The 11626-nt window shown below is 32.4% G+C and carries 7 protein-coding genes; 1 reads left to right on the forward strand and 6 read right to left on the reverse strand.

Annotation, left to right across the window (positions count from 1 at the left end):
- Positions 1-199: 199 nt before the first annotated feature.
- The 5 genes from ACJJVO_RS01175 to ACJJVO_RS01195 all read right to left on the reverse strand — a co-directional run bounded on the left by ACJJVO_RS01175 (position 200) and on the right by ACJJVO_RS01195 (position 9806).
- Positions 200-1981: a gliding motility-associated C-terminal domain-containing protein gene (locus ACJJVO_RS01175; protein WP_405569439.1), complete on the reverse strand. Its 1782-nt coding sequence runs from the start codon at positions 1979-1981 to the stop codon at positions 200-202.
- 38 nt (positions 1982-2019) lie between these two features.
- Complete coding sequence (locus ACJJVO_RS01180) at positions 2020-4488, reverse strand: T9SS type B sorting domain-containing protein (RefSeq protein WP_405569441.1); 2469 nt, start codon at positions 4486-4488, stop codon at positions 2020-2022.
- Positions 4485-7925, reverse strand: coding sequence for a T9SS type B sorting domain-containing protein (locus tag ACJJVO_RS01185; RefSeq protein WP_405569444.1), 3441 nt, complete (start codon positions 7923-7925; stop codon positions 4485-4487). Before ACJJVO_RS01185 ends, ACJJVO_RS01180 begins: the two co-directional genes overlap by 4 nt.
- 96 nt (positions 7926-8021) lie before the next feature.
- The gene (locus ACJJVO_RS01190) at positions 8022-8849 is read right to left on the reverse strand and encodes an ABC transporter permease (RefSeq protein WP_405569447.1); all 828 of its coding nucleotides are present in this window, start codon (positions 8847-8849) and stop codon (positions 8022-8024) included.
- 60 nt (positions 8850-8909) lie between these two features.
- Complete coding sequence (locus tag ACJJVO_RS01195) at positions 8910-9806, reverse strand: ABC transporter ATP-binding protein (protein ID WP_405569449.1); 897 nt, start codon at positions 9804-9806, stop codon at positions 8910-8912.
- Between the two features lie 237 nt (positions 9807-10043).
- Here ACJJVO_RS01195 and ACJJVO_RS01200 point away from each other — a divergent pair, with 237 nt between their 5' ends.
- The gene (locus ACJJVO_RS01200) at positions 10044-11108 is read left to right on the forward strand and encodes a hypothetical protein (protein WP_405569452.1); all 1065 of its coding nucleotides are present in this window, start codon (positions 10044-10046) and stop codon (positions 11106-11108) included.
- Here the strand turns inward: ACJJVO_RS01200 and ACJJVO_RS01205 are convergent.
- Complete coding sequence (locus ACJJVO_RS01205) at positions 11105-11623, reverse strand: IS1096 element passenger TnpR family protein (RefSeq protein WP_405569454.1); 519 nt, start codon at positions 11621-11623, stop codon at positions 11105-11107. The two genes, ACJJVO_RS01200 and ACJJVO_RS01205, sit on opposite strands and share 4 nt — an antisense overlap.
- Positions 11624-11626: the final 3 nt, after the last annotated feature.

The raw sequence follows: 11626 nt of genomic DNA on the forward strand, positions 1-11626 counted from the left end.
CCGTTTATATCAATGAAATCTAAATGACAGATTTTTGATTTAAGTAAAATTTTATGTTGAGGGATATTTATTAAAAAAAAGAGGGAATTAACATGGAAACTTTGTTAACGGTTATAAAACTAAAGGATGTATTGGACAATAGCAAAAAAATAAGATGAATGGTCTAAAACTTTAACGTTTTTAAGAAATCTTAATTGCCTTAATAGTTCACATATACCCAACCCATGAACGGTTGATAATTGGAGTCGTTCAAGTTTAATATATAGTAATATGTACCAACAGGAACTTTATTTCCCTTATTATCAAGACCTCTATTAATTTTACCGTGCCATGGAGTATCATTATTACCTTCAAAAATAAGGACTCCATAGCGGTTATAAATTTGTAACTCGTGTTTTAAGAATATATCGTACAAACCTTGGATGTTAAACCAATCATTTTTAGTGTCGCTATTAGGTGAAAAGCCTTGAGGAATTGTGGGAGGGCAATTTTCAACAACTAAATTGAATTGAAACACCTCATAACAAGGAGGACTTAATAGCCTTATATAAATAGTTTCAGGATTTGAAACATTATCATAATCCGTAGGAATCAGTATAGGACTATATTCATTTTCTAAATCTTCAAACGAATGATAGAATGCAACATCCTCATCATTATAATTTAAAGTGTTTAATGCATCAAATAAATTAAATGAAGCAGTTTCAAAACCAACATTACAACCCATAAGGCTAGGAAGGATTGTTGTTTCAGGAATAAGAAGTAATTCAATATCCGTAAACGTTGTATTGTTATTTTCGTTTGTTTCTGTTACAATACCACTCATAGAACCATTGTCATCTACAATGGCCAATAAATTAACAATCGGATTTGAACTTACAGGTAAATTGAGAACAATGGAATTGCTTTCACTCTCATTAATGTTAATGGCATTTATTGTTTCACTTGAACCCACAAATAGGCCATCATTATAAAATGAAATCGGAGTATTTGCTGGTAAGATGTCGGTACTATTAAAGTTATTAATGGTATAAAAAACTTCGATATTAAAATCACCACAATACACCAAATAATCATTAATAGAAATGGTGGCATCTGGTAGTTGACTATTTAAAACTGTGATGATATTATTTATCATTACAAAGTCTTGCCCAGAGGTTAAGGCAATGGTTGCAGAAGTATCTCCAATTTGTATATTATCTTGAATATTATAAACATCAATATCCATGTTGTATAAATCCGTGGCTCCTGTAAAAGAATTAGTGCCATTAAAAGCATTATTTGATGGATTTAAGGGAAAATTACTAATAACGTTTCCATTAATGGTTAATTGTTCATTTACAGCAATAGATCTATCACCTTCCCATGCTACGAAACCTATTTTTGCATTTTCGTTATCCAGAACATTAAGGTTGTCTAGCGTAATACTTAAAAAATCAGGAACACTTTGCAAGCCATCATATACGTTAAGTTGGTTTAGAGGTAAGCTGTTGTCTTCATAAATAATTGTTATCGCCCAACCACCAAAATTAGTACCTGTAGAACAATATGTAGAAATGGTAGTTGTTAAGTCGAAATCTGATACGGTATAAGTTGTATTCCCTTGTGCAGTTATAATATCGGTAACATCTGCAAACGCCGCAAAAAACACACGAGAAGTATCAAAGGTATCACTAAACGTACGATCAGCTGTGATAGGAATGCCATTTAGCGCAATATCTAAATCTCCATTTCCAGAACCTGCCCAATATATATAAGCCGCTTCTATATTTTGATTAGCGTTAAGGTTTAAATCTGCTGAGGATGATGTTAAAATTGTACATGGAGCAGAAGTTCCATTTTCTGCGGTATTTAAGGTATTACCTATAGCCGTATAATCATATCTGCCATTAAATTGCTGAAACAAGGTAATATCTTGAGCCAATACAGGCGTTGCCATACCAAATAATAGACCACTTAATATGTAAAACGCTTTTTTCAAATTTTTTAGTTGGCAGGTCTAAATTACAATATTTTAAATTACCGTTTTAAAGTAAAATGGCTGGTAAATGTTCTTCCATCCTCTAATTTAACCTTGAACCAATAATCGTTAGTTGGCATGTTTTCGCCCTTAAATGTGCCATCCCATCCAGAACTTAAGGGGTTAAGCTCAATTAAAAGTTTACCATAACGATCAAAAATAAATACAGAAGTATTAGACTGAAATTGTGAAGAAATCCCTTTTACTTGCCAATAATCGTTTACATCATCATTATTAGGTGTGAAAAAATTAGGAAACCCAATTACAGAAACTAAATCGTTTGCAATACCACATTCGTTTTTATCTCTTATATAAACTGTATATAAACCAGGCAAGACATTAATAAACGTGCTAGAGTTTTGGTAAGGCCCATTAATATTGTCCAACGCATATTCGTAATCACCATCACCATCTACAAAAACAGTTATTGAATTATTTTCATTGGCATCAATCACCTCAAAACTAATATCTGTAGCAATACTAGATGGTGATACTAGTATAGTTCTCTCTTTAAAACAACCGTTTGTATTTGTTACTTTAACAGTATATGTTCCTGGAACATTTATTTCAATTTCGGAAGTGTTTTCTCCTGAAGGCAACCATTCGTAATAATAGTTACTTGGTGAATCGTCAATAACTCCACCAGTTAAAGTTATAGTTTCAGGATAAAAATTTAGACAATATATAGTTTCAAATTCTGTTTCAATATTTGGTAATTCAAAAACAGTAAGTTCAATTTCACTGATACCATAACAAGCGCTGGCATTTTCTACACGTCCATAAATGATTTGATTATAAGCGGTTGTATTGGTAAATGTTATATTAAGCGGATTAGTTTCTATTAAAGCATCTTCATAGGTTTCGTAATAAACCAAATCTAATCCAGCAGGTGCTCCAGCCAAAACAGTGTCATTGGCTTCTGTAAGATTAAAGGTCATAAACCCGTCCTCTGTGCCGTCTGTATCACACAACTCAATACTTGCGTTATTTGAAGATGTGGTGCTAACTTCCAAAGAGATTTCACTATAATTGATACAGCCAGAATTGGTGTTTGCCACTCTTGTATATATAATTTGTGGGTTAAAGAAATTGTTGAAAGCATTTCCATCAATCATATTAATTTGATTTTCAGCATTTGTCAACGAAAGATATAGCTCTACAGTAGAATTTGGATCATCATTGGTGATGGCATCTAAATAGTTTACAATGTTAAAGGTGGTAAATCCTTCAGGAATACCATCTTCATCACATTGAAATATAGATATGTCATTAGCGATTGGTATTGGATCAACGATTATATTAAAAGATGTAAATCCTATACAACCATAAATCATATCTTCAATTCTTACAAATATTTCGGTTGGTGTAACAGTTGTGTTAGCATAGTTTAATGGCAAAGGAGATATAGAATTTTCAGCATTTACTTGACTTAAATAATAGCTAATGATATAATTAACTCCTGTTATACCATTTAAAATTTCTTGTGTTTTTATATTAAAATCGAAGGTTGACATTCCATTTTGGTCGTCACCGTCTAAATCATTATCACAAATCTCATAGTTGGTTGGGATATTAAAGTTGGTTAGAGATGAGACCATAATATCAAAATCGTTAATAATAAAACAACCTGTGGTTGAATTCTCAATTCTAATGTAAATAGTTTGATTACTTGCAGAGTTATTAAAAACATCACCTAAAGCATCAATATTGATATTTGCATCACTTTCAGATTTATGGTAACTAACGAGTACATCAGATTCTCCGTTAATAATATCTTGAGTTAAAGTCGTAAGATTAAATTCTGTAATATTATCATCATATGGTGCAGAATCATCGCAAACTTCAATGCTAGGTAAACTTGTGGTTGCAGAGTTTGTGAGTAATGGATTTGTTGGAGCATCTGGAAATGTAGCCGTACCAGTCCATTCAATAGAAAAAGGACTATTACCAACAGGTCTATCAATAACTATATAATAGCTTTCGCCAGCAAGGACGTCCATAGCGCTAACAAAACTGTCTCCATCGAATCCAGGACCTTCAGCTGTTTCGGTTGAAATGGAATTCATACCTGTTAAGTTATTGCCTTGATTGGCGGCTGCTGGATTGGTAGTTGAGCAACGAATGGCTTGACCTATATTTCCAGGACTTACATTTGGACCAAAAATAAAAAAATCGTAATCTTCATTAATACTTGTGCTTCCTGGAGTTAATGTAAAAGCCAATGTACCATCTGTTGCAATATTAACTTCTAGCCATATACTATTATTTTCTTGACTTCCGCAGGTGTTATTATTGGATAATTCTTGTGTGCCAATACCACTAACATTTAAGCTAAAATCTGAATTGCCACAAACCGTTACTGCAAATTGTGCATCGTTTGGTTGCTGTGCTTTTACTGTAAGAATGATAAAGCAAATAAAAATTAAAGAAAGTAGGGGTTTTAAAAATAGATAAGGGGATTTGGTCATCGTTTTAATGTAAAGTGATTTGTAAATGTTCGTCCGTCTTCAAGCGTAACTTTAAACCAATAATCGCTGGTTGGCATATTTTCTCCATTGTATCTGCCATCCCAGCCAGAACTTAAAGGATCGAGCTCTTTTAGTAGTTTACCATATCTATCAAAGATGTAAATAATAGAGTTGGCTTGAAATTGTGTTGTAATACCATAAACCTGCCAATAATCATTAACGTCATCATTGTTAGGTGTGAAAAATTTAGGAAAACCAATGACAGAAACTAAATCATCTGCTATGCCACATTCGTTTTTATCGCGCACAAAAACGGTGTATAAACCTGGTTGTACGTTGTTAAAAGTGCTACTGTCTTGATAAGGTCCATCGCTATTATCTAGCGCATATTCGTAATCGCCTTCTCCATCTACAAATACTGTAATGGAATTGTTTTGTGATGCATCAACTACTTCAAAATTTAGGTTTGTAGCTATACTAGAAGGTAAAACCGTAATTATTCTATCTTTAAAACACCCATTAGTGTTTGTTACCCTAACAGTATAAGTTCCTGGTGCGTTAATTTCAATTTCCGAAGTATTTTCTCCTGTCTGCAACCAGTCGTAATAATAGTTACTAGGTGAATCGCCAATAACTCCTCCATCTAAAATAATTGTTTCAGGAAATGAATTTAAACAATATAACGTTTCATAAGATGTTTCAATATTTGGCAATTCAAAAACGGTAAGTTCTATTTCGCTAATACCGTAACAAGCATTTGCATTTTCCACACGTCCATAAATAATTTGATTGTAAGGTATGGTATTGGTAAATGTTGTACCAAGAGAATTTGTTTCAACTAAAGCATCTTCATAGGTTGCATAGAAAACTAAATTTAAACCAGCTGGTGATCCTGCTAAAACTGTATCATTAACATCAGCAAGATTAAAAGACATAAAGCCATCTTCGGTTCCGTCGGTATCGCATAATTCTAAACTCGCGTTGTTTGAAGATGTTGTACTAACCTCAAGAGAAATTTCACTATAATTAACACATTCTGAAGTTGTATTTGCGACTCTTGCATATACAATTTGTGGATTAAAAAAGTTGTCAAACGAGTTCCCATTTATAGGATTCTCTTGGTTTTCTGCATCTTCAAGAGATAAATAGTAATCAACCGAATTACTCGTTGTGTTATCTGTAATTAATTCAATGCTTTCATTAATATTAAACGTAGTGAAACCTTCTGGAATACCATCCTCATCACATTGTATAATGGAAATGTTATTTGCCACAGGAATAGGATTTACTATCAAACTAAAACTATCCGTACTGTAACAGTCTGTATATGCGGTGTTTTCAATTCTAACAAAAAGAGTGTCATTAAAAGCAGTAGTATTAGTGTGATTTAATGACAGCGCCATTACATTAGCATCTGCGTTTTCTTGTGTTGCATGAAATGTTATAGCAGTTTGTGCGTCGTCTTGAGTACCTCTAATAAATGGAATAAGTTCTGCTAAATCTATCATAGCAATACCATCTAATTCGTCACCAAGATTATCACAAATTTCAGTAGTGTTTAATTCTTCTATTTGCGGAGTGCTAAACACTTCTATATTAAACGAATTAACATCAAAACAATTAGAATTTTCGGCATTATCTACGCGCACAAAAATAGTTTGAGGATTGCTAATATTAATGTAAGGAAATGTGATTTCATTGTTTCCCAAATCCGCATCTTCTTGTGTCTCAAAATAACGCACATTATATTGTAAAGGGTCTTGTGTTAATAATGCTTCAGAATTTTTATTAATAAAATCAAAACTATATAAACCATCATTATCATTACCATCACAAACCTTAACCTCTGTAAGTGGATGAGCTACAGGAATATCAAAAACACCAACAACAGCACTTCCTTCTATAGGACAGTCTCCATTATTAGGCTCAATATATACTTCGTAATATCCAGGAGTATCCACAAATAATTGTGATGATGTCTCTGTTAAAGGCAGCCCATTAAAGGACCATGCATAATCTGCACCAATAATATCAGTAGCTTCTAACGTGTAGCTGTCATTTGTACATAATTTTAATTCTGTAGTACTAATACCATTTTGAATAATATCTATTTCAGAATTAAATAGAGATTGTATAAAAGGAGGTAATCCAATACGGCTTGTATTTTGGTTAGAACCATTGATGTCTAAAAAAATACCTTGTTCATTATAATTTGTAGCAAAGCCATCAGCTTCAGGAAAATTAATAACACCAAGATATTTTGAAATCGTTGCATTACCATTATAACTCAATTGTGCTCTATATATTCGTCGGTCTATACCTAATTGTAATGCTCCTGCGGATATATCATCTGAAGTATGTATTTCATTCATGGAACTAAGAATGTCATCACTTTCTAAATTCCATTGAAATACACGACTAGTGCCTGATCCTCCAGGACCATCGCTAATAGTGGCATAAACTTTTCGGTTTTCAGCAGAGAATTCTACTCCATAAGGACTATCTCCTAATGAAGGACTATAGAGCTCAATGTGATTAGAAACTACACCTGTTTCATTATTAAAGTCAAACAAATCGACACTTCCAGCAGCATTTTCACCTGTTATTGTTGCGTAACCAAAATTGGCAGTAATTAATTTAGAGGCATTTGGAGATGCTTTTAAATAACCCAAAGCATTTCGTCTGTAACCTTCAATAGGAATAGTTGGACCTATTTGAGAAATAGTTGGAGTAGTAGATACTCCATTTACATCAACCTTAAAAGCATAAAACGTATCTATAAAATGGGTGATGACCCAAAAAGAAGAACAATCTTCAGCTCTAACTGCTGTAATTTTTTCTGAACATTTATATTTTATTTCTTCAGAATTTGCTGGATTATAGGTGACTAAATGTATGTTTTTTTCAGTAGAATCTACATCTCCTAATCCACCGTTAAGTGTCATGTCTATTAGAGAATAGTTGAAGCCGTTATTAAAGCCATCATCTTGTAAAGGTACATTTCCGCCTTGATCGTAAGTGCCTGTAAATTGATTAGGATAAGCTTCTGCATTGTTATGATGTGGTTCATCTACGGTAAAGAGATAATATTGATTTTCATCGTTTGGTTTTGGAACAATTAGACCAGAGGATGTACTTGATGGATCACCTAAAAGACCAGTGCCAGCAGAATAATTACCATTAGCCATTATTTGGTGGTTACTATTCCAAACGGTTTGTCCATCAGAATAAAATAATAAATTTCCATCCGAATCAGAAATTGATGTACAACCTTCCAAGGTATCTATCTCTCCATTTGTAAGTGCTGTTACTGTACCATTTTGGGAATTAAATTGCAGCCCAGCGTTGTTTCCAAAATACCAAAATGAAGCTTCATTTTGAGAGAAAATTTGGAAGCTAATAGTGAGTAAGACATATACTAAATAGTTCTTTTTCATAAGAGCTTTAATGTGTAAAACACATAACGATTACAATATAACAACTAGAACTTAAAAACTCCTAGATTTACTATATAATCATTTCTTACAAAGCTATTACAAATCTCGCTTTTTTAATAATTGAAAGGATAAAAAGATAAAAATTGCAGACCAACCTAAAACGATAGCAAGCTCGTACCAATGCACAGCGTAATCGTAGGCTATATCTGCTTTGTCTGGGAATTTAGTCATTACAATCCTTCTGAAAGGTTCGTCAATTAGCTTATACATAGACTCTAAAGGGAAAAACCTTTTGATACTAAAAGCCAAATCCATAGAATTAGTTTGCCATGATAACAGTCCAAAAATAACCCATTCTAAAATATATAGGATGAATAAAAAACCTAATGCAAATGCAGATCGTTTTACTAACATACCTAAAAATAAACACAAACTAAAGAAACCAACTAGTTTTACAAAATAGGCCAATAAAAACTCTACCTCTCTAAAAATTATTGAAGCCTCCGTGTAACTCGAATAATACAATCCAATAAAAAATGTAGCCAAACCAATTAAAAGGGTAGCACAAAGAGAGAAAAACACAATGGTATAAAATTTTGAAAGAATAAATTCCTTTTTGCTTAATCCATCGATGAGGTTTTGTTTTAGGGTTTTGTTGCTGTATTCATTTCCAATCATACTTACCACAACTATGGCGAAGAAGAATTTGAATTGTGAGGCAAAGAACGTGGTGATGTGCCAAATTACTGGAAAGTTAAAAATACCTAACTCACCCAGTTCTAATGTGAAAAATCCGAAAAAATTTATCTTAATTGAAGATAGAATTAAAACTGTAAATGGTAATATAAAAGAGATGATTATTAAAACTCTACTAGCTTTATTAAGCCAAAGTTTTTGCAATTCGAGTTGTATGAGACGTAACATATTTTGGTTGGTTTTACATGAACCCTTTTAAAAAGGATTTATGCTGATTTTTGATTGGTTTTATTGATTGTCCGTTAGTTGTAAAAACTGCTCCTCTAAACTCTCTTTTCGTTTTACAAGATGCGATAGAAAAATGCCTTTGTCAAACATTAATTTATTAAAATCTGAAGCAGACATAGGTTCATTTAAAAAGGCAGTAATAAGTTCACCTTCTACTTTAACTTTGCCAATATTTGGATGTGATTCTAAAACATCTAATAATTCTTGATGTTTTTCAGCCTTTAATTCAAAGAAACCGTGGCTGCTTATCATTTCATCTACTCGACCAGAATATAATTTTTCTCCTTTACGCAATACCACAACATGTGAGCAGACCTTTTCAACTTCATCTAAAAGATGAGAGGCTAAAAGAATGGTTGTGCCCTTAGCGGCAATATCTTTAATAATTTCACGAATTTGGTGAATCCCTTGTGGATCTAAGCCGTTTGTTGGCTCGTCTAAAATTAAAATTTCTGGATCGTTAAGTAGGGCAGAAGCAATGGCTAAACGTTGTTTCATCCCTAAAGAATAGGTTCTAAACTTGTGCGTTTTTCTGTCTAATAACCCAACAACTCCAAGTTTTTCTTCTATTTTGCTATGATCAACTCCTTTTATTCTACAGACTAGCTTTAGATTTTGTTCAGCCGTCATGTATGGATAAAAATTAGGGCGTTCAATAATAGCGCCAACTTGCTTTAAAGCATTGTGGGTTGTAATATTTCCATCAAACCAATGGAAATCCCCTTGGGTTTTATTTACTACATTTAGTACAATGCCTAAAGTGGTAGATTTACCGCTTCCATTAGGGCCTAAAATACCATAGACATTGCCTTTGTTTATAGTAAAACTTAAATCTTTTACGGCAGTTAAATGCCCAAATTTCTTTGTGAGATTATTAATAGTGAGGATTGGTTCCAAATTGGTTGGTTTTTAGATGCTGAATTGCTGATAAATAATTAGCATAAACATATCCAGCAAAAGTTGGTTATGTACATAAGACGATTAATGCTTTTATTTGTTACAAGAATTTATATTTAATGATAAATTATGAATCGGAATTGAGTGATTCAAATAAATTAATAGCTTTAAAAGAGAATTTAATCAAATTTAAAAGTAACCTTTTTTTATTCATTTTAAAACCCTTAAATTTAGCATATGAGTGAGGATTTAAAAATATCAAAACGAAAACCAACATACCCTATTTCTGAAAAATTAGATACGTATTTATCTAAATATAGAAGAAATATAGATTTGCCTATTTTTTATTCTGATTTACTGCGCTTTCAAGGTTCTGTTGTTGTTTATGATAAAGATGATGTTGATACGCTTTGGGTACGTGTATATTACAATGAGTTTGAGCGCGAAGAAATTGATAGTAGTTTAAAACAAGTGTATTCAAGTTTAATTTCAGATGGTGGAACCAGCATCTTAAAATACCTTAGTGTAGATGCTATTGATTTTTGCACATTTGGTAATTCTAAACCGTTCAGAATAAAAGTGAGAAATATTCTTAATGATAATTATACTCATTTTTACGTTAAAACAGCAGATGCTTCAAGGGTTTATGGATTAGAACTTGAACAAATGTTATCGCCATATCAAATCAATTTTTTAGTTTGTAAAGACACCTTAATTGAGGAGCATATAGCTGGTATTCCAGGTGATGAATTTATAAAGAATATGTTACCAGATTGTAATCCATCAGAAAAATCACAGATAGCCAAAGAGTTTGTGAAGTTTAATGAGCGTTGTTTAATAAGGCTTTTAGGAGATATGCGTTCTTATAATTATGTTATAGTACCAACGCACGATTTTGATCATGTTGTTTATAAAATTAGAGCTATAGATTTTGATCAACAATCTTATGAAGGCAATTTAAAAATTTATAGACCGCAGTTTTTTAAAGAGAATTTTAAGATGGTAGAGTTAGTGCGCGAAAAAATTCAGGCAGAGTCTATACATCAATACAAAATTGAAGAACGTTCTATTGTAGCTAAAAGAATGATTAGTTATCATAGACGTTTAAATGCATTGCTAGACTGCATGGAAGCTGATGAGATTTCCATTAAAAAACATATTGATATGATTAAAGAAGACATCTATAATTATACAATGGATTTAAACTTCAGAAAAAGTAAAAATATGGGTGAAGTTTTAAAAAATGCACTAGATTTTGTGAAACGAAATTATGAAGATGTTAGTTTGAAACGTTTTAATTAATTCCAATTCTCATCAAAATTCAAATTATCATAATCGTCTAAATCTAAGTCGTCTTCAAACTCATTATAGTCGTCATCGTTTTCTTCAGCTTCAAACGTTTTTTCTGGAGCTTCATCAGGAATTTGACCATGAACATACATTAAATTAGGGTAGTCTGTGCCTTCTGCTTCTTCAACAATTTCACCTAATTCCACATAAAACGTCCACATATTCATAAAATCATATAAGTAGATAAGACGTGTAGATGCTTCATGAATGATAGTGTTGATAACTGTTTCGTTCATCATCTTAACTTCGTTACCAGCCTCGCTCATATCCATCATGGCAATTTCTTCGCCTTGGTTCCACTGCTCGTCACTCACATAAAAGGAAGCCATTTCCATACCATCAAAACCAAAAGATTGGGTAATAGTATTATGTAAATCTTCCATAGTGTCAGTTTCACGAATTTCTATATCGCGGAACACATCATCTTCGGTATCGTTATCTAATATAATTCTGAATCTGTAAATCATGTT

Source organism: Winogradskyella sp. Asnod2-B02-A, assembly GCF_045063645.1.
Lineage (GTDB): Bacteria > Bacteroidota > Bacteroidia > Flavobacteriales > Flavobacteriaceae > Winogradskyella.